The following is a 23,634-nucleotide window of genomic DNA, read 5'->3' on the forward strand; positions in this document are numbered from 1 at the left end:
CTGATGCCTGAACATGCCCCCCTCTGAACGTCCTTTGCTCCAGCCCCGACTTCGCCGTCTTTCCAACCACGTTATCGATCTGATCGCGGCCGGTGAAGTCGTCGAACGGCCCGCCGCCGCCCTCAAGGAAATTGTCGAAAACGCCCTCGATGCCGGGGCGACCCGCATCGAGGTATCATTGCTCAACGGGGGCTGCGACAGAATCGAGGTGAGCGACAACGGCTGCGGCATGTCGCCCGATGATCTCGTGATGGCTGTCGAACGCCATTGCACCTCCAAACTCAGCGATGAAACACTGACCCATATCGTCACGCTGGGTTTTCGGGGTGAGGCTCTACCCTCCATCGGCGCCACGGCGCGTCTCACGCTCACATCGCGGCAGCATGATGCCGATACAGCCTGGACGCTGCGTCTTGAGGGCGGTGCCCTGACACCCCCTAGTCCGGCCGCCGGGGCGCCCGGAACACGGGTCGTGGTCGAGGATCTCTTCTTCGCGACACCCGCCCGGCGCAAATTCCTCAAAAGTGCGCGTGTCGAAGGCAGCCACGCTGAGGGCGTGATGCGCCGTCTTGCGCTTTCTGCCCCGCATTGCGCCATGCGTTTCACGCTGGACGAACGCCCTGTCTTCGATTTCCCGGTTCAGAGCGTCATCGACCGTGTCCAGGCCGTTCTGGGCGAAAGCGAGTCCCTAATCGCGCTTGACGAGACGCGCAACGGGCTTCACCTGAGCGGTTTCATCTGCGGCCCGGCAGCCACGCGCTCCACGGCGGCGTCGCAGTTCCTGGTGGTGAATAACCGCCCCGTGGCCGATCCACTCATGCGCACGGCCATACGTGTGGCCTATCGTCCGGTTATCGAACCGGGGCGTCACCCCGTGCTCGCCCTGCATCTGCGCCTTCCCCATGACAGGGTGGATGTGAATGTCCACCCGTCCAAGACTGAACTGCGCTTTGCCGAGGAAGCTGATGTCAGAGGGCTTATGATCGGCGCCATGCAGCGTGCTCTGGGGCATGGCGCGGGCGAAGCCGGAGTCAGGATGCGTTTTGCTGCGCCCGCCAGACAGGCCATCCACTATCCGCCCCCGGACCCCGTGAGTCTTACATCCGGATTTATCGCCGCGCACTCGGCTATGGCGGGTTCGGGTGCCCCTGTCGCACTGAGCCCCGGAAGCGACATACAGGGATTTGCAGAGGGGCTTGGAGGCTTCGCGCCAGCAACTCGCCCCTTGATGGAGCCTGACCCGATCCAGCGCGCTTCTTTTCCGCTGGGGGCACCCGTCGCGCAGGTATTCGATACGTATATCCTGTCCGTCGGGCAGGATGGCGATCTGATTCTGGTCGACCAGCATGCAGCGCATGAGCGGCTGACGCATGAGAAACTGCTCGCGCAATATACGAGCGGCTCTCTCAAGGCACAGCGCCTGCTTTTACCTGAAGTGATCGACCTGCCTCCCGGCCAGGCAGGACGTTTGCTCGAGTGGAAGACCGCATTGGAGGCGCTCGGGCTCGAAATCGAGTCTTTCGGTGGGGGGAGCGTTCTTCTGCGCACCATGCCCGTCCTCCTTCAGGGGGGAGACGGCGTTTCGCTTTTGCGCGATCTCTCGGAGGAGCTGACAGCTGATCCGGATCTCGTGCCGGGTGACAGCGCGGCACTGGAACGGCGGATCGATGCTGTTATCGCCCGTATGGCCTGCCATGGTAGCATCCGCGCCGGACGTCGTCTGCAGCAGGATGAGATGTCCGCTCTGTTGCGGCAGATGGAGCAGACGCCGAGAGCCAACACCTGCTCGCATGGGCGGCCGACCTGGCTACGTCTTGGGCGGGATGAGCTCGAGAAACTCTTCGGGCGCATCCGTTAACGCCGAGAATAGACGGCCCTGAAACTTTCACCCGGCAAGGAGCGCGCCGAGCCGGGGAAGGTCAACCGTTCAGGAAGGGCTGTTCGCCATCTTGTGGCGCTTGGCGGTCGTTGGGTGGGTTACGGCAACGACATCGCCAGAGACGAAGAGGATCGAATCGACCGCGTTTTGCAGGGCGTCGCCTGCCGATTTCGTATCGCCGCCATCCATGAAGACCGAGGCGCGATGAACGTCACCGGAAATCATCTCCAGTGGCGCGAGGGCCACCACATACTGAACCTTCGTGCCTACAACCTGCAGGTCCTGGTTGACCAGCTTGGTCTCACCCGTCTTCATATGTTGATTGGCATTGGCCAGAGCCGTCTGCTGGGCCGGGGCCAGTGTATCGGTCACGGCGTATTCACCCCCAACCGGCAGCCAGTGCAGCGGCACGCCGCTGACCGCCAGACGCTTGGGCGCACCATGGCTCGGGACGGGCTGCATCGCGTCTTCGGCCTTGATGAAGGCGCGATTGTCCTTGGCAGCCTTTTCGAGGCGGGCTTCCGCCTCATTGATCAGGCTTTGAGCCTGTCCATTCTGGTTCGAGGCGAGAGCCTGCTGGGCCAGAATGATATTGGCCAGAGCTTTCTGTCCATCCTTGGACAGACGGGCGAAATCGCGATCTGCATGAGCCTGGTCAGCCGCCATGGAGGCGTCCGCCGAAGGGGCGGCAAAGGCCGGTGCCCCGGCAACGGTCAGAAGGGCAGATCCGGCAATCATCAGGCGGCGCATGGATGTTCTCCTTTTAAGGCGTCTCTTGATGAGACGGTTTGGGAAGAGAACGGAGCCCGGCACGGCATGTTGCATGACAAGCGCGTTAACACGACGCCATACAGGGTCTAGGTTGGGGGAACGGTCTCGCCGTCCGGGGGCGGCTTGCGCGAGGTGAGCACGTTCCCGGCAGAGGCTCCGGCAATGCAGAGCACTCCCATCCAGCGTGCGACCGAAAGTGTTTCTCCCAGCAGAAGCAGTCCCGAAATCGAGCCGAGAACAGGCTCGAGGCTGAGCAGGATACCCAGATCACGCGGCCCGAGCCGCCTCATGGCCATCATGTCCAGAATATAGGGCACCGCCGATGACAGGATGGCGACGCCCACAGCCTGTATCCCCTGATGGGGGTGGGTTACGGCCGGCGTAAGGGCGGGTATCAGCCAGGGGAGAAGCAGGATGCCGGCCGTTGTCATGCCCAGCGTTGTGGCCTGGGCAGCAGGCATCACCCGCCCGATACGAGTACCGGTCAGGATATAGATCACCCATCCCACAGCACTGATCAGCGCCGCGATGACGCCGATCGGGTCGAGATGCCCCTCGATATGGTCGGGACGCAGCAGCAGATACAGACCGGATACCACCATGCCCGCCCAGACGAGATCGAGCAGTCGGCGTGACCCGATCAAGGCGAGGGAGAGCGGTCCCATGAATTCGAAAGCGACCACAAGCCCGAGGGGCAGGCGAACGAGCGCGATATAGAAGGCGAAATTCATGACGGCCATCGAGGCGCCATAAGGCAGGAGCAGCTTCCACATGCCCGGTTTGAGCACTGAAGGGCCTGGACGCATCACAGCAAGCAGGATGACGGCGGCGAGACAGACGCGCAGCCCCACCATGCCCTCTGCCCCAAAGAGCGGAAAAAGGCTCTTGGCCAAAGCCGCTCCGACCTGGAAGGACGAGATGCCACCGATCAGAAGGGCCAGCCCTCCCAGCTTGTCCAGCGGCGTTGCATGAGGGTGCTCGAGAGAAGCCATCAGACGTCGAGCAGTTCGGCCGAGCGGGCATGATCCTGAATGAAGCGGAAGCGCAACTCCGGCTTGCGGCCCATCAGGCTTTCGACGCGGTCGCTGGTCAAGGCCCGGTCCTCGGGGGGGGTGACTACGCGCAGCAAGGTGCGCTTCGCTGGGTCCATGGTGGTCTGCTTGAGATCCTTGACCGGCATTTCGCCCAGACCCTTGAATCGCGAGATCTCGACCTTGGCGCCCTGCTTGAAGTCGCGTTTCAGACGCCGCACGCGATCCTCGTCATCCATCGCATAAATGGTCTTCGCGCCATGGGTCAGACGATAGAGCGGGGGCTGGGCCAGATAGAGATGCCCCTTGCGTACCAGATCAGGCATTTCCCGGTAGAAGAACGTCATGAGCAGCGAGGCGATATGGGCGCCGTCTACGTCAGCATCTGTCATGATGATGACGCGTCCGTAGCGCAGACGGGCGACGTCAAAGGTCGATCCTGACCCGCAGCCCAGTGCCTCGACCAGATCGCGGAGTTCCTGATTGGCCTTGAGCTTGTCTGCCGTGGCCGAGGCCACGTTGAGAATCTTGCCACGCAACGGCAGCACGGCCTGGGTTTCGCGATCACGCGCCTGACGCGCGGACCCCCCTGCCGAGTCGCCTTCGACGAGAAAGATCTCGGTATCGGCCGCGTTTTCGCGCGTGCAATCTGTGAGCTTGCCGGGCAGACGCAGGCGCCTCGTGGCGCTTTTGCGTGGTGTGTCCTTGCTCTCACGCCTGCGCAGCCGCTCCTCTGCCCGCTCTATGATGAACGCCAGCAGATTATCGGCCTGAGCCGGATTACCCCCCAGCCAGTGGTCCAGACGGTCGCGCAGCGCGCCTTCAACCAGACGGCTGGCCTCCTGCGTGGTCAGCTTTTCCTTGGTCTGACCCTGGAAATGGGGATCGCGAATGAACACCGAGAGCTTGACCGCCAGGGCGCCCAGAGCGTCTTCTGCCGTCACGGCGGCCGCACGCTTCATGTTGCGGCTCTCGCCCCAGGCACGCAGCCCCTTGACCAGCGCGGCCCTGAAGCCAGTTTCATGCGTGCCGCCCTGCGGGGTTGGAATGGTGTTGCAATAGGAGGTCATGCTCGACGCGCCCTGCTCCATGAAGGCCACAGCCCATTCGAGCTTGCCACCGGTCCGTCCATCGGCGGCCTGGGGCAGTTCCGCCTCGCCCGCCCAGACAGGAGCCAGGAGCGCAGGGGATGCGCCGAGCTCAGCATTCAGGCTGTCCGCCAGTCCGTTCGGGAAATGGATGGTTGCCTCGACAGGGGTTTCATCGCCTGCCTTGATCAGGGCAGGGTTGACGCTCCAGCGAATGGTGACGCCACGAAAAAGGGCCGCCTTGGAACAGCACAGACGGTACAATCGCTGCGGCGAGAAGCTGAGCGGCCCGAAGATTTCTGGATCGGGCGAAAAGCGGATGGTCGTGCCACGGCGATTGGGCGCATTCCCTACCTGCTGCAGCGGTGTGATGGGCTTGCCCCGGGCGTAATCCTGACGCCAGAGCAGCTTTTCGCGCGCCACCTCAACCTCAAGGCGATCCGACAGGGCATTGACCACGGAAGAGCCGACGCCATGAAGGCCGCCCGAGGTATCATAGGCTTTGCCCGAGAACTTTCCGCCTGCATGGAGCGTGGTGAAAATCACCTCGAGTGCGGAGCGATCCTTGAATTTGGGATGCGCATCCACCGGGATACCGCGCCCGTTGTCGCGCACCATCAGCAGACGCGATTCTTCAAGCGCCAGATCGATGACGCTGGCATGGCCCGCCACGGCCTCATCCATCGCATTATCAAGAATTTCAGAGGCGAGATGATGATAGGCGGTATCGTCGGTACCGCCGATATACATGCCCGGACGCCGCCGTACGGGTTCGAGCCCCTCGAGGACCTCGATCTGATCGGCACCGTAATTTTCGGGTACGGGAGCCTGCGCCGTCTTGCGGGGCCGACGGGCGGGCTTTTCATCGCTCTGGAAGAGGTCGTCGTTCATATTGCGTTCTTGACGGCCTCGCCGGGGCGCCGTCAAGCGCCCCGTGCAGGGTAATGGTAGTTTTTAGGCGCGCGTCTTGCGATGGGTGCGACGCGTGCTCGTCGTGCGGCCATGGGTGACGGCCTCAGGAGCCGAGCAGGTCTCGAAAGAGGCCGGTTGGACGACGTCCTTGGCATCCGCATAATGGGCCAGATCGGCGCCATCATCGAGCGCGTCAACCTCATCGAACATCGCCACGCGCTGCTGGCAGAAGATCGTTCCGGCCTTCAACCCGCCTTCGGACTGCACATTGGCCAGCTGGGTAATGTAGTCGTCATGCGCCTTGGTGGCGTTACGACCATAGGCGGACTTGAAATAGGAGTTCAGACGCTCCTCTTCTGCGGCCAGCTTGGGACGGAACTTGGTCACGAACGCATTGTAGCGCTCCTGAGCGCTGCAGGAGAGCGCCGTCACCATCAACTCGCTCTTGAGACCTTGCACGTTGAACGCTTCATGCGCCGGGGATTCGCCACAGCCTGCGGCGTAGGCGGCGCCCGAAGCGAAGAACGTCGTGGCCAGAAGGCCACAAGCGGTGAGGCGTGCGAAAGGACGCAGGAGGCGTTGCCGGGTCGAAAGCGACATCAAGGGGCTCCAGAAGGGCAGGTCAGACAGGATCGGGCGCCGCGCCGGGCGGGCGCAAACGGGACAGGGAAATGCGGCGCGATTATGTCGCAGCAATTGCGGCGAGAAAATGCCCGCGAGCCGCTATCCAGGCCGATTCAACAAAAAAAAATACCCGTTCCCTTTTCTTTCGTTTCCGCCCTGTCTTCCCCCTTCCTGTGGAACGCGGCTTGCGCTAGGGCCATTGACGAAACTGTTTCCTCAGGCGTTGATCCTGTCCGGAAATATCTCGTGTCGGGCCTGCTGGAGCAAAATGGCAGAATCGACTTTCGATGACATGTGTTCAGTGGAGTTGATGGTGCGACTGCGTGGTTCTGCAATTACTCTCGTTTCGGCCCTGACCCTGGCGGCCTGTGCGCAAAAGCCCGTCGTCCAGCGCGTCGTGCCGCCCAATCCCTTCGGCTACCAGAAAGTCTCTGCGGTCTGCACGACTACCCCGGTCAAGACTGCGGCTGATGGCAGCATGAGCGTCGATATGACCGTGCGTAGCGATGATGGGCTGTGCGCCCTGTCCGTTCAAAAGCCGGGTAACACCAATTACCGTTCTTTCGGCGTCTCGCCTGCTCCCGAGCATGGCAAGGCGTTCATGTATAATTTCGACGACCACACGTACATCACCTACACGCCCAGCACCGCCTATGCGGGCAAGGACAGCTTCACGGCGATCCTGATTCCCGGCGGTACCGATCCGCGCACCAGGCTGACCGTCAACGCCACCGTCGATGCAACGGGTGTCGTGCGCGCTGCACCCCCGCCGGCTATCGTGGCGCCCGCCGCCAAGAAGCCTGTCGTCAAGCGCACGACCCGACACACCACCAAGAAGTAAGTCAGACCCATCAACGGCGGCCCGTTCCAGACGGGCCGTTCCAGCGGGCATGGCGGCCTCAGGTGCCGGACTTGGGCGTCGGCACTCGGGGTGCCCCGTATGAGGCCTTGTTCATGAACCCGTCTGAATGGACGTGACGGTTCGCCCCGGTAACATCAGAAGGCGGTTTTTCTCAGATCGAGAATGAAATCGGCTCATGCACCGGGCGGCGCAGTCCGGCCGCCTCGGCCCGCCTCACCATTTCCTCGAGTGTCAGCGCCGCCATTTCTGCACGCACCGATTCGTCCAGGATCTGCCAGCAAGGTTCGATCACGTGGCGATAGAGCGCGCCCTGGGCCGTTTCTTCGGCGCCGGGCTCTTCCGACACGACAACGCGTACGATCTCATCCAGACCGATATCGCGTTGCGGACGGCCCAGCCTGTATCCACCGCGCGGACCGCGCACACTCTCCAGCAGACCCGAGCGGGACAAGGCCTGCAACAAGGGCTCGATCCCGCGTCTGGCCAGCCCCGCCCGTTCGGCAATATCGCCGCCACTCACGAGGCTCGACCGTCCGGCATGAAAGGCTACGTCGACCATGATGATCACGGCGATCATCGCCCTGTCCCTGCGGAGATACATGCGGCAATTTCCTTCATGACAAATTACGCGCAATATAGCAGTTAATGCTGACAAATCACAGAGCGGCATCGCGGGAATAGACGTTGTGCCGCAGGATACGAAGGATATGTCCATGACAGCCCGACAGGAGCCCACCTCGTCCCAGGCAACTCGGGAGGATCTGGCGATCGGCTACGCCGCTCCGCGTGGGAGGGTTTTCAATTCGATCCTTGAGACGGTGGGTGGCACCCCTCTGGTAGCGGTGCCCCGCCTGACCGAGGCAGACAAGCTGCATGCGCGGCTCCTGCTTAAGCTCGAATTCTTCAACCCGCTCGGCTCGGTCAAGGATCGTATTGGCCTGGCGTTGATCCAGCAGGCGGAAGCTCGGGGCGAGATCACACCCGGGCGCACGGTTCTGGTCGAGCCCACTTCGGGCAATACCGGTATTTCCCTTGCCTTCGCCTCGGCCGCCCTCGGTTATCGTCTGATCGTCACCATGCCGGAAAGCGCCTCCATCGAGCGGCGCAAGATGCTGCGTCTCATGGATGCCCAGCTCGAATTGACCCCCGCCGCGCGGGGCATGGCAGGTGCGATCATGCGTGCCGAGGAACTTGTGGCTTCTCTGCCCGATGCCTGGATGCCCAGCCAGTTCGATAATCCTGCCAATCCGGATATTCACGCCCTGACGACGGCAGAAGAAATCTGGGTGGATACGGATGGGGATGTCGATCTGGTGGTCGCCGGGCTCGGAACGGGGGGGACCCTGACAGGCATCGCGCGTACGCTCAGGCCGCGCAAGCCCGGGATGCAGTTCTGGGGTGTGGAGCCCGCCGAGAGCGCCGTGCTGAACGGTGATGACCCTGGGCCCCATGGCATTCAGGGCATTGGCCCAGGTTTCTGCCCCAACACGCTCGATTCCACGTTGCTCGATGGGGTACTCGTCGTATCGGAGCGCGATGCCATGGCGGCCTCACGCCGCTGCGCGCGGATCGAGGGTATCCCGATCGGAATTTCCTCGGGTGCTGCGCTCCATGCGGCTCTGGCCCTTGCCCAGCGCGAGGAAAATGCGGGCAAGACGATCGTGTCGATCGTGCCCTCCTTTGCGGAGCGCTATCTTTCTACGTCGCTGTTCAACGGTCTGGTCTGAAGTCCCAGACAAGAAAAAACCCTGATCCCGCAGGCGGGTCAGGGCTTCTCTGGTGATCACTCGTTCCCCGGTTCATAACCGGGGCGGGTTTGACGCCTGGATCAGCGCAGGATGATCTCGACGCGGCGGTTCTGGGGTTCGCGCGTGTTCGGCCCTGTCTGCACCAGAGGATTGCTCTCTCCATAACCCTTGGTCGCGATCAGCCCGCCGGGCACACCATCACGGATCAGTTCGGCCCGGACGGCATCGGCGCGACGCATCGAGAGCTTCATGTTGTAGCTCTCGCCACGAGCGCCCGGATGGGCGGCGCTGTTATCGGTATAGCCGTTGACCTCGATACGCGTGAGCTGCGTGTGGGTCGAATTCTGCGCCGCTGTCCCGACAATGGAGCGGGCACGATCGGTCAGATCCGCCCGATCCCAGTCGAAGAAGACCAGATAGCTGCGCGCGGGAGCCGGAGCCGGAGCCGTCAGGACCGGTGCGGTGCGCGGCGGCGGCGGGGCCGGATTGAACTCGTAGCGCAGGCCCAGCATCAGGGAGTGATTGAAATCCGTGCGTGTGACACGGTTGCCTTCCATCGCACCGGCCGGACGCGCGGCATCATAGCCGCCAATACTACCATAGCCCTTCGCATAATGGCCGTTCGGCCCCAGCAGGGAGTAGAAGCGATATTCAGTCGTGAAGGAGAGACCGACTGCGAAAGGAACAGGGAAGGACAGGCCAAAAATGCCCTGATAGGCAAAATTACCCGTCGTCCCGCCAATGGTCTGGTTCAGATAGTTGTTCGGTGCACGCACAGAGGCCTTCATCGCCTGCCAGCCATAGCCGACACCTGCGCCAAAATACGGATAGATCCAGTTCGCACCAATATCCATGTCGAACAGCGCGTTGGCCATCACGCCATATTGCTGCTGGCGCCCCCCGGCGGAGGACGGGAAATAGCTCGACTTGAACTGCTGGAGACGATTGTTGCGGTAGTTGCCTTCAACCTCGACGCGGAATCCGTTGCCAAGTCCCCAGCCAACTGAGCCGAGACCGGTCACGCCCGCATCATAGTGATCGCGGCCACTCGGCAGAACCGGCGAGAGTCGCACGGTCTGATCCTGGTTGAAGCTCGCACCACCGGCGCCAGCAACGTAGAGACCCTTCACAACCTGCGCCTGCGCGGGGACTGCGATGAGGGCAAGACCGCTCAGCGCGGTAAGACCCAGCATGGACCTGCGGAAAAGCCGGGAGAGCGAGCCGACCGCCTGCCGGACATCGGAAAACGGGCGGCAAACGGCTTCACCGCGCGTTCGGTGTTCCAGCGTCATATCGTCTTCTCCATCCTTTTCACGCGGCAGACTGAGAGAGGGCCACAGTGTCGGCCGTCCGCAGCGATCTGAATGCCGTCTTTTCGCTGAACTGTCATCCCCGTGCAACGCATGTTTCCCGCTGCGGTGCATTCACGTCGTTGCGCCATTCTTTCTTCCTGAAACGAGTGTGGGATGGTTGCAACAGTCGACCGGCCGCTTCGATGCGGCCGTTTTGCTGTCGGTCTTGCCCTGCCAAGGCCGTGCGGGTGCGCGCATCAAGGCTTAGCCCCCGCGATTGGGAAGCTGGGTTTCGATGGAGGCACGCGCATCATCGAGGGTGAATTCCAAGATCCACAGATCCGGATCATACCGTTTCTGCCGTTCCAGATAGGTTTCGAGCGCCTCATCGCTTTCCATGGCAATACGCTCCCACCCCTCGCCCAGGGCAGCTTCACGCAGCACCGCGCAGTGTCTGTTGCGGTCGGTCAGGATGATCAGGACCGCGCCCGCATCCTCATCACCCCGCTTGAGCAGCATGGCGTCGTGGCCCTGACTCTGGACCATACGCATGAGCCCTTTTGCCCAGAATCCTGCTTTCAGCCGGTTCTCGCTCATGGCGTGGCATCGTCCATGTCATCCGGCATGGCAGCCAGCGCCGCACGATAGCTATCAGGACGCTTCAGGATGAGCGCTGCGGTGTCGAGATCGGCATCCGTACCCAGAGCCGCAGGACAGTGTCGGCGGATATCGAGAATGCGCGACACGCTGACCGGAAAGCGTAATTCGCGGCTGGCCCTCACGCTCTCGGCATCCAAGAGCTTGCCCTGTGCGAGTGTCTGAAGCTGCTGATCGAGCGCCTGTGCCCCGCGCGATGTACAGATCTGGGGCGTGACGCCCAGCCCCTGAAGCGGCCAGCCCAGAGGAGCCAGAACACGGCTCCACGTCACAAAGAGCTCACCCCCATCGGGCATCTGGCCGACGGCTTGAACCAGTCCTTTGCCCAGCGTCGCACTGCCTATCACAACTGCGCGACGATGATCGGAAAGGGCGGCGGCCATGATCTCGGCCGCGCTCGCCGTGCGCCCGTCCACGAGGGCGATGATCGGCAGACCATGGGTCATGTCGCCGCCCTGCACCGCCCAGATATGGTTGGATTTCGGATCGCGCCCCTTGGTGACCACGGCAATCCCCTGATCGAGCACCAACGCGGTGGCAGTCACGGCCTGCTGAAGCACCCCGCCGCGATCGCCGCGCAGATCGATGATGAGACCTGCGAGCTTCTTGTCCTCAAGCGCCTGATCGATGTTTTGGCTCAGCTCCTCCGCCGTGTCGGAGGAAAACGAGGCGATGCGTAGGACCGCCATATGGTCATGCATGCTGGCAAAGACGGTCTGGGGGGGCACTACCTGACGCTGAAGATGCATGATCGCGCCGTGATGGCCCGGATCGGCCAGAAGCAGTCTCACCTTGCTGCCCGGTGGGCCCGTCAGCCAGGTCTCGACCGCGGCAGGGTCCTGATTCCGTGTGGCGCGGCCGTCCACCGCCAGAAGCTTCTGGCCGATATTGGCGCCCGCCGCCCAGGCTGGGCCGTTGGCATTGATGGCCGACACGACGAGTGAGGACCCATCGCGGGTGAGTGAGATGCCCACCCCGGCCAGATCGCCCGTACGATTGGCGCGGTCATCCCCGGCTGGAGCCGGCGCAACGTAGCGCGAATACGGGTCGAGATGATTGAATAACTCGTCGAAGAAACTCTGCACCAGCGCATCACGCCCCGCCATACGCAGCGTGGACGAAGCGTGCCATGCGGAATCCATCACGGAAACGATGGCTTTGACCCAGCTTGCCATGTCGTCATCGGCAGGCTCGCGCAACTCGGCGATCGTCTTCTGGCCCATGGTCAGCCGCAGCATGGCTGGCTGTTTGGGATCATGTGGCGGTTCGGCCATGGTGAGTGAGGGATCGATCGCGGTCAGCCCGTCCAGCCCCCACAGGCTGTAGGTCTTGCTCGAATGCGCATCGAGGGTGCGCGGGCTCAGAAACCGGAAGGCGCTCGAGAGAACGGAGTTGAGGATGCCGGTATCGAGTGAAGCCGTTTCATCGGCACGGGCCGTGCCCAGACCGAGGGCCGCCGTCAGCAGCACCGCAGCTCCCAGTCGCCTTCCGGAGACCGCGCCAGAGAGGAGAGCGCCAGACAGGAAAGGAACGTGTTTCAGAGCCAGTGACCTTGACCATCAGGAAGATGGCTTCCCCCATCGAGTTCCGATTTAGCGACCCATCTTGGGGTGCGATAGGGAGCCTAACAGGGGGAGCGACGTTTTTGCCACGGTCTGTGACTTCAAAAACGCAAATTATCCGGCGTCTTCACCATCTGTTGTTGTCGCCGTGCGCGATTTCCTTGCCGGCTTGCTGCTGTCTTCCGAGGCGGCTGATTTTTTCCTCGTCGTGGCGGCTTTTTTTGTGGCGGGTTTCTTGGCGGTTGCCGCTGTTTTGGTGGCTGTTTTCTTGGCGGCGGGCTTCTTCTCTGCCTTTGCCTCGCTGGTGCCGGCTTTGCTTGCCGCCTTGCGGGTGACCTTCCCCTTGGCCTTGAGGGGTTTACCCTTCTCGGCCAGCAGGGCGAGGGCCTCATCGAGGGTCACGTCGTCCATCGCCTGTCCCTTGGCGAGATTCGCTACGACCTGACCATGTTGCACATAGGGGCCGAATCGTCCCTTGCGCACCATCACAGCCTCGCCATCCTTGGGATGCGACCCAAGCGTACGAATGGAGGCGAGCTTCTTGGCCAGGGAGTCGATGGCGCGGTTGAGCCCGACCGTCAGCACGTCGTCATCGGCATCCAGCGTCCCGAAGATCGAGCCCATTTTGACATAGGGACCAAAGCGCCCCAGTCCGGCTTCGATCATCTCGCCGGTCTCGGGATGCGGCCCAAGTTTGCGCGGCAGGGACAGCAGGCCGATGGCCTTGTCCAGTGTCAGCTTGTCGCCCTCCAGCCCCTTGGGAATGGTGGTGCGCTTGGGCTTGATCTTCTTGTTCTCGGGGTCGGCCTCGCCGCGCTGGATATAGAGCCCGTAGGGGCCGCGGCGCACGGTCACTTCCTCGCCCGTTTCCGGGTCCTGACCGAGGCTCTTCATTCCCTCCTTGAGCGTCTCGCCCTCAGCGCCATCTTCGGCCACGAGGCGACGGGTGAACTGGCAGGTCGGGTAGTTCGAGCAGCCGATGAAAGCCCCAAACTTGCCAAGACGCAGCCCCAGACGCCCCGTGCCGCAGGCCGTACACTGGCGCGGATCGCCGCCATCTTCGCGCGCGGGGAAGAAATGCGAACCCAGATCCTCGTCGAGCGCATCAATGACATCCGAGATCTTGAGGTCCTTGGTCTGCGCCACGGCCGCCGAAAAGTCACGCCAGAACGCGGCCATGATATCGTGCCAGTCGGCACGACCATCGGAAATGTCATCGAGCTGCTCTTCGAGTGTCGCCGTGAAATCGGTGTCCACGTAGCGTTCGAAGAAGGAGGTCAGGAATGCCGTCACCAGACGGCCGCGATCCTCGGGAATGAAGCGTCGCGCATCAAGGCGCACATAGTTGCGGTCTCGAAGAACGGTCAGGATCGAGGCATAGGTCGAGGGACGACCAATACCGATCTCTTCCATGCGCTTGACAAGGCTGGCTTCGGAAAAGCGCGGCGGCGGCTGGGTGAAATGCTGATCGGCTTCGACGCCCCGGGTCGAGAGCGAATCTCCCTCGCTCATGGCGGGCAGCACGCGGCCCTCTTCCTCATCCGACTTCGTGTCGTCGCGTCCCTCACTATAGAGCTTGAGAAAGCCGTCGAAAGCGATGATCGAGCCATTGGCACGCAAAACGGTGCGGTTGGCGGGATCAGCCAGATCGACCACGACCTGATCGAGTTCTGCGGATTGCATCTGCGAGGCGACAGCGCGCTTCCAGATCAGATCGTACAAACGCATCTGCTCGCCCGAGAGATGGCGGGCCATCGATTCGGGCGTGCGCGTGACGTCGGTGGGGCGAATGGCCTCGTGCGCTTCCTGCGCGTTCTTGGCCTTGCTGGTATAGACGCGCGGCTTTTCCGGCAGATAGGGCGCGCCGTAGCTGCCCGCAATCATATCGCGAATCGCATGCACGGCCTCTGCCGCCATGGTCACGCCATCGGTACGCATATAGGTGATCAGACCGACCGTCTCACCGCCCAGATCGACGCCTTCATAAAGCTGCTGCGCCGCCCGCATGGTCGATTGCGCGCTCATGCCGATCTTGCGCGAGGCTTCCTGCTGCAAGGTGGAGGTGGTGAAAGGGGCTGGAGGGTTACGCTTGGCCTTCTTGCGTTCGACCGACCGTACCTTGAATGCCGATGATGCGACCAGATCGCGTGCGGCATGGGCCTTTTCAGCGTTGTCCAGGTCGAATTGGTCGAGCTTGCGCCCTTCGAGATGCGTCAGGCGCGCCGAGAAGCCGGCATTGCGCGGCGTGGCGAAGGCCCCTGTGACCGACCAATATTCGCGGCTCTTGAACACCTCGATCTCGGCTTCGCGCTCGCAGATCAGTCGCAGTGCTACAGATTGCACGCGACCCGCGCTGCGGCTGCCTGGCAGCTTGCGCCACAGAACGGGGGAGAGGGTGAACCCAACCAGATAATCGAGGGCGCGGCGCGCCATATAGGCATCGATCAGCGGCTGATCGAGCGCACGCGGGTTCGCCATGGCCGTCTGCACGGCCGATTTCGTGATTTCATTGAAGGTGACACGCTGCACGTTCTTGCCGCGCAGCAGGTTCTTCTCTTCCAGTGCGGCGCGCACATGCCAGGAGATGGCCTCGCCTTCGCGATCCGGGTCAGTGGCGAGATAGAGCGTATCAGCGTTCTTGACCGCTTTTGCGATGGTGGCGATCTGTTTCGCCCCACGCTCATCGGTCTGCCAGTCCATGGCGAAATTCTCGTCCGGCCGCACGCTGCCGTCTTTGGGCGGCAGGTCGCGGACATGGCCGAAGGATGCCAGAACGATAAAGTTATCGCCCAGATATTTGTTGATGGTCTTCGCCTTCGCCGGGCTTTCGACCACTACGACATCAGTCATCTCTACTCCAGAACCGCACCGGCCTGCTCGGACACCGCAGATCAGGTTGCAAGCACAACCTGACCCCCGGGAAGGAAGGTCGCCATGCCGCCCAGTTCGAGTTCCGACAGGGCGGACAGCACCATGGAAACCGAGAACTGGCAGCGCGCCACGATATCGTCAACTGCCACAGGCGTCGGAGAGAGGAGTTGATGGATCTGCGCCAGCACCTCGCCAGGGGCAGGAGGGGACGCAAATCCCGGCGGATCAGCCTCCGCAAAGCCAGGCAGGCCAGTCCATTCCGTCATGCGTACTGCAGGCGTGGTCGTTCCAATCTGGGTCAACACATCCTGTGCGGTTTCCGTCAGAATCGCCCCCTGGCGGATCAGGTCGTTCCCGCCGCGTGACCTCGGATCGAGCGGCGATCCCGGAACGGCAAACACATCGCGCCCGTATTCGAGGGCGAGCCGTGCCGTGATCAGTGTGCCTGACCTCAGCGCGGCCTCCACCAGCACCACGCCCAGAGACAGTCCGGCAATCAGACGATTGCGGCGCGGGAAATGGCTCGATTGCGGGATCGTCCCCAGCGGGGCCTCCGTGACAATACAGCCGCGCTCCGCGACAGAACGATAGAGTCCCTCATTTTCGGGCGGGTAGAAACAATCGAGCCCGCCTGCCGCTGCTCCGACCGTCATGCCCTGATGCAGCGCCGCGCGATGAGCCACGGAATCGATGCCACGCGCAAGGCCCGAGACAATCACGCAGCCCTCATGCGCCAAGGCTCCGCTGAGCGCCTCGGCCAGCCGAAGCCCCCCGGCCGAGGCATTGCGTGCGCCCACAATGCCCACCGCACGCTGCGAAAGCCGCGCGACCTGCCCCCAGATGCTCAGGACGGGCGGTGCGTCGGGAATGCGGGCCAGAAGCGCAGGGTAATCGGAATCGCCGAGCACGAGCATCCGGGCGCCGAATCGTTCCAGCGCTGCCTGTTCCTCGCATACGGAATCGCGTGTAGGAATGGCCACGCCGCCGCGTCGCCCCGCTTTGCGTGCCCGTTCCGGCAAAGCCTCTATAGCGGCTGTAGCCGTGCCATGCTCCTTGAGCAGTCGTCGAAAATTGACCGGTCCTATCCCGTCGGTGCGCGCCAGACGCACAAGGTCCAGACGGTCATCACCGAGGGGAGACGCGCTCATGAGCGGTCAGATTTCCTTCTTCGTCTGCGGGGGCGGGTCAATATTGATCCGCGATTCCCTACCCGTGAGCAGACGCCTGATATTGCTGGTATGGCGCAGCAGGATAATCAGCGTGAGGAGCAGGGTCGCGATGGGCAGCGGACTCTGCACCGGTTGTTCGCTCAACGGGGCCATGATGAACGGCGCCACGGCAAACGCGGCCAGAGCTCCCGCCGAGGAGATGTGCGAGAGCTTGGCAACGGCCAACCAGACGAGACAGCAGGCGATACCGACCGGCCAACAGAGGGCGTAAAGCGCACCAAGCCCTGTTGCGACACCCTTGCCGCCGCGAAATCCCAGCCAGATCGGGAAGCAATGGCCGATCACGACCCCTATGGCGGCCACGGCCATACCCGTCTGGATCCCCCCATCCAGAATCAGCCAAACCACGAGCACCGCCAGCGCACCCTTGAGTCCGTCCAGCAGCAGCGTGGCCGCAGCCAGACCCTTGCGCCCCGTGCGCAGCACATTGGTTGCGCCGATATTGCCCGAGCCGATCTTACGGATGTCGCCCGCGCCGCCCAGATGGCTGATCAATAGCCCAAACGGAATACTACCCAGCAGATAGGCGATGCCTGCGCAAAGCAGATAAGGAGGCGTCAGAAGCGTGGCGATCATACCGCCTCACCCCCGAACACGCGCTGGCCATTCTTCCACGTGCCCAGAACCCGTCCCTTGAGGCGACGGCCGTCAAAGGGGGTATTCTGCGCGCGCCCCGGTTGCTCGCCCGCTTCGACCACCCAATCGATATCAGGGTCGAACAGACACAGATCGGCGCTTGCGCCCTCGTTCAACGTCCCGGCCTCACTGCCCAGCAGGCGTGCCGGATCGCAGCTCATCAGCGCAATCAGTCTTGCCAGCCGCAACACCCCGTCCTGCACAAGAGACAGCCCCACGCCCAGCAATGTGGTCAGCCCAGTGCCACCTGCGCTGGCCTGCGCAAAAGGCAGGCGCTTGTCATCGGCATCCCATGGGGCATGATCGGAGGCGATGGCGTCGATCGTGCCATCGGCCAGCGCCGCACAGACGGCCAGCCTGTCCTCTTCCGCGCGTAGCGGGGGCGACAGCTTGGCATAGGTGCGAAACTCTCCGATCGCCTCTTCATTGAGGGCGAAATAGGGAGGCGCCGTATCGCAGGTGATGGCCAGACCGCGTGCCTTGGCCTGACGGATGAGTGCCAGCCCTTCCCCGGTCGAAACATGGCCGAAATGCAAGCGCGCGCCCGTCATTTCCGCCAAACGGATATCACGGGCAATCAGAATGGCCTCTGCCGCTGCCGGGATCTGGGGCAGGCCCATGCGGGTGGCCAAAGCGCCCGCAGTGGCCGCGCCCCCCTTGGCGAGAGACGGGTCCTCGGGATGTTGGACCACGAGCGCATCAATTCCCTTGGCATAGGCCAGAAGCAGTCTCATGCGCTTGGTATCGGCGATCGCATGAATGCCATCGGTAAACGCGACCGCCCCGGCCTCGCGCAGCATGCCGAGTTCGGCCATTTCCTCGCCCTTGCACCCCTTGGTGAGCGCGCCATAGGGCAGGATCGAAACCAGTCCGGTCTCTTCGCCGCGGCCACGCAGCAGACGCACGAGGGCGGGTTCGTCGATGGCGGGCTTCGAGTTCGGCAAAGCGGCGAGTGTCGTCACCCCGCCTGAGACGGCGGCGCGGGCACAGGACGCGATGGTCTCGCGGTACTCGAAACCTGGCTCCCCGATAGCCACACGCATATCCACAAGGCCCGGGCAAAGCACGGCACCTTTGCCATCGATACGCTGTGCCCCATCAGGGGCCCCTTCGGCACCGGGCTTGTCACGCCCTGCGAGACGTCCCTCCCGGACCAGAAGACGTGAGGGCGCATCATGGCCATCGACCGGATCGATCAGCCGTACATTCTCAAAAACAAGATCGGTCATGATGCTGTCCGCATGCGTGAAAGTCGGTCGAGCACGGCCATGCGCACGGCCACACCCATCTCGACCTGTTCCTGAATGACGCTCTGCGCCGAATCCGCCACATCGGAGGCAATCTCGACACCCCGGTTCATCGGCCCAGGATGCATGACCAGAGCGCCGGGCTTGGCAAGGGCGAGGCGGCGGCTATCCACCCCGTAGAATCGGAAGAACTCGCGCGCGCTTGGCACCAGACCCGCCCCCATGCGCTCGCGCTGAAGGCGCAGCGTCATCACCACGTCAGCGTCGCGCAGGCCGCTTTCCATGTCATGATGAATGGATACCGAGCCTAGGGAAGCCAGCGATGCAGGGACGAGGGTAGGCGGTCCGACCAGACGCACCTTGCTGCCCATGGCGGTCAGCAGATGGATATTCGAACGTGCCACGCGACTATGCCCGACATCGCCACAGATCGCGACGGTCAGACCGTTCAGCGTGCCCAGATGGCGCTTGATGGTCAGCGCATCGAGCAGAGCCTGTGTTGGGTGCTCATGCATGCCATCGCCAGCGTTGACGACGCTGGCCTCGACCTTCTGGGCCAGCAGGGCCGGTGCGCCTGAGGCTGCATGGCGCACTACCAGCAGGTCGCAGCGCATGGCATTGAGCGTGGCTGCCGTATCGAGCAGTGTCTCGCCCTTGTTTACCGACGAGGTTGCGACCGTCATGTTGATGACATCGGCCCCCAGACGCTTGCCTGCCAGTTCAAAACTGGTGCGCGTGCGCGTGCTGTCCTCGAAGAACAGGTTGATCACCGTCCGGCCACGCAACGCATCGCGCGGAGCGGTGCGCGAACGGCTCAGCAGAGCATAATTGGCCGCGAGATCGAGATAAGGGGTGATCTCCTCGGCGCTCATGCCCTCAAGGCCGAGCAGATGATGCCGTCGGGTGAGCGTCTCAGCCATGCGCGATCGCGGCTCCTATGCGGGCCAGAACCTCGTCCCGGCCAAGGGCTTGAAGGGTCAGGTCGATACCAGGCGACACCGTGCTGCCCGTCATGGCTGCACGCAGGGGCTGGGCCACCTGTCCCAGCTTGATCGCCTTGGCTTCCGCAAATTCACGCAGCGCCCCATCGATGGCCGAGGCTTCGAACGGCTCGACCAGAGCAAGCGCCTGCGCCACGCCACGCAGAACGTTCTTGCCTTCTTCCGAAAGCTGCTTCTCCGCCTTGGCATCATAGGTGAACGGCAGGGATCGACCGAGGAAAGCCGCGCTATCGGCAAGGTCTGTCAGCAGCTTGGCGCGCTCCTTGAGCCCCGGCATCAGGGTCAGCACCCGGGCGCGCAGGGTGTCATCCACCGTGACATCTTCACGCGCCTTCAGGCGATCCACTACATCATCGGTCAGGCGCGCATCCTCGGCATCACGCATATACACGCCGTTCAGATGCGTCAGCTTGACGTAGTCCATACGCGAGGGCGAGCGCCCCACGCCGTCCAGGTCGAACAGGCGGATCTGCTCTTCACGGTTCAGGATCTCGGCATCGCCATGACCCCATCCCAGACGCAGCAAGTAGTTGCACAGCGCCTCGGGCAGGAACCCCTCATCGCGGAATTCCACTACCGACTGTGCGCCATGACGCTTGGAGAGCTTGGCGCCGTCCGGTCCATGGATGAGCGGTAAATGCGCGAAATGCGGCAGATCCCAGCCCATGGCGCGATAGATCATGGCCTGACGAAAGGTGTTCGTCAGATGATCGTCGCCACGGATCACATGGGTGATCGCCATGTCATGATCGTCACACACCACGGCATGGAGATAGGTAGGCGTCCCGTCCGAGCGCAGGATGATCAGATCATCCATCTCGGCATTTGCCACCCGCACCTCGCCCTGAACCAGATCATTGATGACCGTCTCACCCTCGCGCGGGGCCTTCAGGCGCACGGCAAAGGGCGCCCCCTCGGGCGCTTCCGACGGGTCACGATCGCGCCACATGCCGTTATAGCGCGGCGGCTGGCCCTTCGCGATCGCGTCCTCGCGCATCTGCTTCAGTTCGTCGGCCGTGCAATAGCAGCGATAGGCCAGACCTTTTTCCAGCAGCTCCTGTGCCACCTCCGTATGGCGGCCCTGGCGCGTGGACTGGAACACGGGTTCCTCATCCGCCGTGATGCCCATCCAGGCCAGCCCCTCGAAAATGACATCGACCGCGCGCTGCGTGGAGCGCTCGCGATCCGTATCCTCGATCCGGAGCAGGAATTGCCCACCGTGATGACGGGCGAAAAGGAAATTGAACAGGGCCGCACGGGCATTGCCGATATGCAGCAAGCCGGTGGGAGAAGGGGCAAAGCGTGTGCGAACGGTCATGGCGCGTGCATAGCATGGTTGAGTGCCGCACACTACCGGATGGCGATTTGTTGTCCGGCCCGGATGAGCGACTGCGGCCCAAAAATTTCTGTCATGGGGCCTCGCCCCGCGTAGGCTTCCCGCTGCGAGAACCGCCCTCCATGGGGCTCCACTCCATACCCCGCCAAAGGACGGTCGTCCTTTGGAAACCTGCCTGGCCAATCGGGATGAAAGGGACTCGTCCCTTTCCGGGGAGCGGGGCAGCGCCCCGCGGAGGCTTCCCGCTGCGAGAACCTCTCTCCATGGGGCTCCGCTCCATACCCCGCCAAAGGACGGTCGTCCTTTGGAAACCTGTCTGACCAAATCGGGATGAAAGGGACGCGTCCCTTTCCGGGGAGCGGGGCAGCGCCCCGCAGGCACCTCTCTTCACGGGGCTCCGTCCCGCTTGGACAATGGAAGGCCTGCCAAATCAGGCCCGGTTTTTGCGCGCGTGTTTCCTCCTGAAAACCCCTCGGGGTACGGTTTGTGCAAACGGGATTTGCAGAATTCTGTATTCGATGTAACGGTCTCGATATGAAAACACGCTTTCTCCTGTCCTGCCTTGCATCCATTGCCTGTGTTGTCGGTCTGGGGGCATCGGCTGTTGCCGCACCGGTGGCGCCGCGCGTCATTATTGTTGCGGGGTGGGAAAACGGGGCGGATACGGGGGATGCGCCGGGGGAGTATCAGGACTGGGTCGAGCGCGAGCATCTGACGCGCCAGATTCCGGTCAGGGGCGTGAAAGAGCCGATCCTCAGAGCCAATGACTCGGGCGTCTACGGGCTTGTGCTGCGTTCCGGCCCTGCGGAACTGATGGCGCTGGCGCTCGATCCTGCTTTTGACCTCAAGAAGACCTACTGGATCTTCACCGGCATCTCGGGCGTGAATCCCAATGTGGCCTCTGTGGGCAGCGTGGCTTGGGCACGCTGGGTGGTAGATGGTGATGCCCTGCGTGAGCTGGATGACCGGTCCATCCCGAAGGACTGGCCCTACGGACTTTATGCGATCGGCGCCGACCGACCCAACACCTTGCCGAAAGACCCGAATCATTATGGCTCGGTCACGGATGTGGCGCAGTTGACCAAGGCCTATCCGCTCAATCAGGGGCTGGCGCGCTGGGCGTTCGGACTGAGCAGGAATGTCACCCTGGCCGATGACCCGGAGATTGCGCGCCGTCGCGCGGCGTGGCCCGCTTCCTTGCCTGCCAGCAAGCCGCCGATGATTCTCATGGGGGAAACGCTCGGTGCGCTCCGCTACTGGCATGGTGAGGCGCGCAACAACTGGGCGCAGGATTGGGTCAGACTCTGGACCAAGGGCCAGGGCGTTTTTGTCATGACCAACGAGGAAAGCCAGACCAACCAGAAGGCCATGCGACTTCTCGCGAAATGGGGCTATATCGATCCGGATCGCGTCATGGTGTTGCGCTCCGGCTCCAATCCTTCCATGCCACCGCCGGGCGTGTCGCTCACCCAGTCGATGGGCGATGAGGGGCCGGGACAGGATCTCGCTTTCGATAATAACGAGCGCGCCGGGGCGCCTGTCGTAGCGGAGCTGGTCAGGCATTGGGACCATTACCGCGACCATGTGCCCAGCGCGCCCTGAGCGCACGGGATCGATCTCTACCGGAGGGAAACACCCCTCCGGTATTGAACAGGGTGAAGCACCGTGAGGCGTTTGGCTTTCGCCAAGAAGGTCGAAGCCATCCTGCTCGGTCAGGGGCGCGCCCTTGCCGCCTGGCTGCCTGTCGCGTTCGGCGCGGGATGTCTCCTCTATTTCCTCCCGCGCCACGAGCCGGGCCTGGCCTGGGCCAGTCTCACCGCCTCGCTCGGGGCGCTAGCGCTGTGGCGGGGCTGGAATCGCCTCATCCCGCGCAGTCTCGGTCTTGTAATCGTCATGGGGGCTCTGGGTTTTATCGCGGCGCGGGGGCAGGCGCTGCGCCAGCCACCCATGCCCGCCTTGCCCGCTCTGGCGGTCGTGATGACCGGGGAGATTGCCGGGATCGCGACGAGCCGCGAGCAGGGAGAGATGGCGCAGAGGATACGCCTGCGCCATGCCGTATTCGAAACCGGTGTCGATATCGGCATGGCGCCTATGCGACGCGATCTGCTCCTGTTTACCCATGACGGACAGGTTTATGAACCGGGCATGATCCTGCGTCTGCGGGCTGTATTGCGGCCACCCGACTGGCCCGATTTTCCCGGCGCACGTGACCGGCAAAGAGAAGCCTGGTTTGATGGGTTGGCCGGCACTGGGCGTATTCTTGGTCGCCCCGAGATACTTCAATCCCCTCGACGCTATTTCCTTGGGCGCTGGCGAAGCACGATAGTGACGGAGATCGACCGTCATCTTGCCGGACAAGGTGCCGCCATCGCGGCTACCTTGCTCGCTGGCCATGGTGAGGGGATCAGCAAGGTCACGCGTACGGCCTATGCGGCATCGGGACTGGCCCATATCCTTGCGGTAGCCGGGCTGCATCTGGGGCTTGTCATGGGCGTGGCTTTCATTGCCACCCGTCAGGCTCTTGTGCTCTGGCCATGGCTCGGTCTGAGGGTGCCCTGCCGGGAAATCGCGGCTCTGGTCGCCTTGCYTATCGGGATGGCCTATGTTGCGCTTACCGGATTTCATCTGCCAGCTTTGCGCAGCCTCGGCATGGCTGGCCTCGCCAGTCTGGCTTTGCTGGCCGGACGGCGGGTGATGTCCATGCGCCCCCTCGCCGTTGGGGAGCTGATCCTGCTCATCGCGTCCCCTGTTCTGCTCCTCGATCTGTCGTTCCACATGTCCTTTGCGGCTGTCATGGCACTTGTTGCCGGATATGAGGCGCTCCGCCCCTGGTTCATCAGTCGCGCCGAGCGAGGGATAAAAGGGGGGCTCGGTCATCATCTGATCCT

General features: G+C 62.9%; 19 protein-coding genes. 5 read left to right on the forward strand and 14 right to left on the reverse strand.

Annotated features, from left to right (window positions below; translation table 11 throughout):
• Positions 1 to 13: 13 nt before the first annotated feature.
• A complete protein-coding gene (gene mutL, locus C0V97_RS01455) occupies positions 14 to 1,858 on the forward strand; it encodes a DNA mismatch repair endonuclease MutL (protein ID WP_127100028.1) in 1,845 nt (614 codons plus the stop codon).
• Positions 1,859 to 1,927: 69 nt separating this feature from the next.
• On the opposite strand, the gene C0V97_RS01460 is transcribed toward mutL, so the two are convergent.
• The 4 genes from C0V97_RS01460 to C0V97_RS01475 all read right to left on the reverse strand — a co-directional run bounded on the left by C0V97_RS01460 (position 1,928) and on the right by C0V97_RS01475 (position 6,281).
• Complete coding sequence (locus tag C0V97_RS01460) at positions 1,928 to 2,629, reverse strand: YfdX family protein (protein ID WP_158625316.1); 702 nt, start codon at positions 2,627 to 2,629, stop codon at positions 1,928 to 1,930.
• A 107-nt stretch (positions 2,630 to 2,736) separates the two neighbouring features.
• A complete protein-coding gene (locus C0V97_RS01465; protein WP_127100032.1) occupies positions 2,737 to 3,642 on the reverse strand; it encodes a DMT family transporter in 906 nt (301 codons plus the stop codon).
• Positions 3,642 to 5,660 (reverse strand): DNA topoisomerase IV subunit B, encoded by a 2,019-nt coding sequence (parE, locus tag C0V97_RS01470; protein ID WP_127100034.1) that lies wholly within the window; start codon positions 5,658 to 5,660, stop codon positions 3,642 to 3,644. Before parE ends, C0V97_RS01465 begins: the two co-directional genes overlap by 1 nt.
• Positions 5,661 to 5,723: 63 nt before the next feature.
• Positions 5,724 to 6,281, reverse strand: coding sequence for a hypothetical protein (locus C0V97_RS01475; protein ID WP_127100036.1), 558 nt, complete (start codon positions 6,279 to 6,281; stop codon positions 5,724 to 5,726).
• Positions 6,282 to 6,618: 337 nt separating this feature from the next.
• On the opposite strand from C0V97_RS01475, the gene C0V97_RS01480 reads away from it, so the two are divergent.
• Positions 6,619 to 7,146: a hypothetical protein gene (locus tag C0V97_RS01480; protein ID WP_127100070.1), complete on the forward strand. Its 528-nt coding sequence runs from the start codon at positions 6,619 to 6,621 to the stop codon at positions 7,144 to 7,146.
• A gap of 172 nt (positions 7,147 to 7,318) precedes the next feature.
• On the opposite strand, the gene C0V97_RS01485 is transcribed toward C0V97_RS01480, so the two are convergent.
• Positions 7,319 to 7,768 carry an Rrf2 family transcriptional regulator gene (locus tag C0V97_RS01485; protein WP_127100038.1) on the reverse strand — a complete coding sequence of 150 codons (450 nt, stop codon included), beginning with the start codon at positions 7,766 to 7,768 and terminating at the stop codon, positions 7,319 to 7,321.
• A gap of 112 nt (positions 7,769 to 7,880) precedes the next feature.
• On the opposite strand from C0V97_RS01485, the gene cysK reads away from it, so the two are divergent.
• A complete protein-coding gene (cysK, locus tag C0V97_RS01490; protein ID WP_127100040.1) occupies positions 7,881 to 8,894 on the forward strand; it encodes a cysteine synthase A in 1,014 nt (337 codons plus the stop codon).
• Positions 8,895 to 8,995: 101 nt separating this feature from the next.
• Here cysK and C0V97_RS01495 read toward each other — a convergent pair whose 3' ends face one another.
• The 9 genes from C0V97_RS01495 to gltX all read right to left on the reverse strand — a co-directional run bounded on the left by C0V97_RS01495 (position 8,996) and on the right by gltX (position 20,728).
• A complete protein-coding gene (locus tag C0V97_RS01495) occupies positions 8,996 to 10,108 on the reverse strand; it encodes an OmpA family protein (RefSeq protein WP_127100072.1) in 1,113 nt (370 codons plus the stop codon).
• A 363-nt stretch (positions 10,109 to 10,471) separates the two neighbouring features.
• Positions 10,472 to 10,804 (reverse strand): DUF1491 family protein, encoded by a 333-nt coding sequence (locus C0V97_RS01500; RefSeq protein ID WP_127100042.1) that lies wholly within the window; start codon positions 10,802 to 10,804, stop codon positions 10,472 to 10,474.
• A complete protein-coding gene (locus C0V97_RS01505; protein WP_233581896.1) occupies positions 10,801 to 12,333 on the reverse strand; it encodes a S41 family peptidase in 1,533 nt (510 codons plus the stop codon). The genes C0V97_RS01500 and C0V97_RS01505 overlap by 4 nt, the downstream gene beginning before the upstream one ends.
• Positions 12,334 to 12,540: 207 nt before the next feature.
• Positions 12,541 to 15,276 carry a type I DNA topoisomerase gene (gene topA / locus C0V97_RS01510; protein WP_127100046.1) on the reverse strand — a complete coding sequence of 912 codons (2,736 nt, stop codon included), beginning with the start codon at positions 15,274 to 15,276 and terminating at the stop codon, positions 12,541 to 12,543.
• 41 nt (positions 15,277 to 15,317) lie between these two features.
• Positions 15,318 to 16,445, reverse strand: a complete 1,128-nt coding sequence (gene dprA, locus C0V97_RS01515; RefSeq protein WP_127100048.1) for a DNA-processing protein DprA — start codon at positions 16,443 to 16,445, stop codon at positions 15,318 to 15,320.
• 6 nt (positions 16,446 to 16,451) lie between these two features.
• Positions 16,452 to 17,102: a glycerol-3-phosphate 1-O-acyltransferase PlsY gene (gene plsY, locus C0V97_RS01520; protein WP_127100050.1), complete on the reverse strand. Its 651-nt coding sequence runs from the start codon at positions 17,100 to 17,102 to the stop codon at positions 16,452 to 16,454.
• Positions 17,099 to 18,391, reverse strand: a complete 1,293-nt coding sequence (locus tag C0V97_RS01525; RefSeq protein ID WP_127100052.1) for a dihydroorotase family protein — start codon at positions 18,389 to 18,391, stop codon at positions 17,099 to 17,101. Before C0V97_RS01525 ends, plsY begins: the two co-directional genes overlap by 4 nt.
• Positions 18,388 to 19,329, reverse strand: a complete 942-nt coding sequence (locus tag C0V97_RS01530; RefSeq protein WP_127100054.1) for an aspartate carbamoyltransferase catalytic subunit — start codon at positions 19,327 to 19,329, stop codon at positions 18,388 to 18,390. The genes C0V97_RS01525 and C0V97_RS01530 overlap by 4 nt, the downstream gene beginning before the upstream one ends.
• A complete protein-coding gene (gltX, locus tag C0V97_RS01535) occupies positions 19,322 to 20,728 on the reverse strand; it encodes a glutamate--tRNA ligase (RefSeq protein WP_127100056.1) in 1,407 nt (468 codons plus the stop codon). The genes C0V97_RS01530 and gltX overlap by 8 nt, the downstream gene beginning before the upstream one ends.
• Before the next feature lie 552 nt (positions 20,729 to 21,280).
• Here gltX and C0V97_RS01540 point away from each other — a divergent pair.
• Positions 21,281 to 22,348: a purine nucleoside permease gene (locus C0V97_RS01540; RefSeq protein ID WP_127100058.1), complete on the forward strand. Its 1,068-nt coding sequence runs from the start codon at positions 21,281 to 21,283 to the stop codon at positions 22,346 to 22,348.
• A 63-nt stretch (positions 22,349 to 22,411) separates the two neighbouring features.
• Positions 22,412 to 23,634, forward strand: a 1,223-nt coding sequence (locus tag C0V97_RS01545; protein ID WP_148114910.1) for a ComEC/Rec2 family competence protein, incomplete at its 3' end; no start/stop codon positions are given.

The sequence above is a fragment of the Asaia sp. W19 genome, from assembly GCF_003994335.1.
In the GTDB taxonomy this organism is placed as follows: Bacteria; Pseudomonadota; Alphaproteobacteria; order Acetobacterales; family Acetobacteraceae; genus Asaia.

Excerpts from the sequence above, each read along its gene's own strand:
- C0V97_RS01525 (WP_127100052.1), bottom strand. The coding sequence starts at position 18,391 with ATGACCGATCTTGTTTTTGAGAATGTACGGCTGATCGATCCGGTCGAT.
- cysK (WP_127100040.1), top strand. The coding sequence starts at position 7,881 with ATGACAGCCCGACAGGAGCCCACCTCGTCCCAGGCAACTCGGGAGGAT.
- C0V97_RS01500 (WP_127100042.1), bottom strand. The coding sequence starts at position 10,804 with ATGAGCGAGAACCGGCTGAAAGCAGGATTCTGGGCAAAAGGGCTCATG.
- gltX (WP_127100056.1), bottom strand. The coding sequence starts at position 20,728 with ATGACCGTTCGCACACGCTTTGCCCCTTCTCCCACCGGCTTGCTGCAT.
- C0V97_RS01465 (WP_127100032.1), bottom strand. The coding sequence starts at position 3,642 with ATGGCTTCTCTCGAGCACCCTCATGCAACGCCGCTGGACAAGCTGGGA.
- C0V97_RS01540 (WP_127100058.1), top strand. The coding sequence starts at position 21,281 with ATGAAAACACGCTTTCTCCTGTCCTGCCTTGCATCCATTGCCTGTGTT.
- C0V97_RS01485 (WP_127100038.1), bottom strand. The coding sequence starts at position 7,768 with ATGTATCTCCGCAGGGACAGGGCGATGATCGCCGTGATCATCATGGTC.
- C0V97_RS01460 (WP_158625316.1), bottom strand. The coding sequence starts at position 2,629 with ATGCGCCGCCTGATGATTGCCGGATCTGCCCTTCTGACCGTTGCCGGG.
- plsY (WP_127100050.1), bottom strand. The coding sequence starts at position 17,102 with ATGATCGCCACGCTTCTGACGCCTCCTTATCTGCTTTGCGCAGGCATC.
- topA (WP_127100046.1), bottom strand. The coding sequence starts at position 15,276 with ATGACTGATGTCGTAGTGGTCGAAAGCCCGGCGAAGGCGAAGACCATC.
- mutL (WP_127100028.1), top strand. The coding sequence starts at position 14 with ATGCCCCCCTCTGAACGTCCTTTGCTCCAGCCCCGACTTCGCCGTCTT.
- C0V97_RS01495 (WP_127100072.1), bottom strand. The coding sequence starts at position 10,108 with ATGCTGGGTCTTACCGCGCTGAGCGGTCTTGCCCTCATCGCAGTCCCC.
- dprA (WP_127100048.1), bottom strand. The coding sequence starts at position 16,445 with ATGAGCGCGTCTCCCCTCGGTGATGACCGTCTGGACCTTGTGCGTCTG.
- C0V97_RS01475 (WP_127100036.1), bottom strand. The coding sequence starts at position 6,281 with ATGTCGCTTTCGACCCGGCAACGCCTCCTGCGTCCTTTCGCACGCCTC.
- C0V97_RS01530 (WP_127100054.1), bottom strand. The coding sequence starts at position 19,329 with ATGGCTGAGACGCTCACCCGACGGCATCATCTGCTCGGCCTTGAGGGC.
- parE (WP_127100034.1), bottom strand. The coding sequence starts at position 5,660 with ATGAACGACGACCTCTTCCAGAGCGATGAAAAGCCCGCCCGTCGGCCC.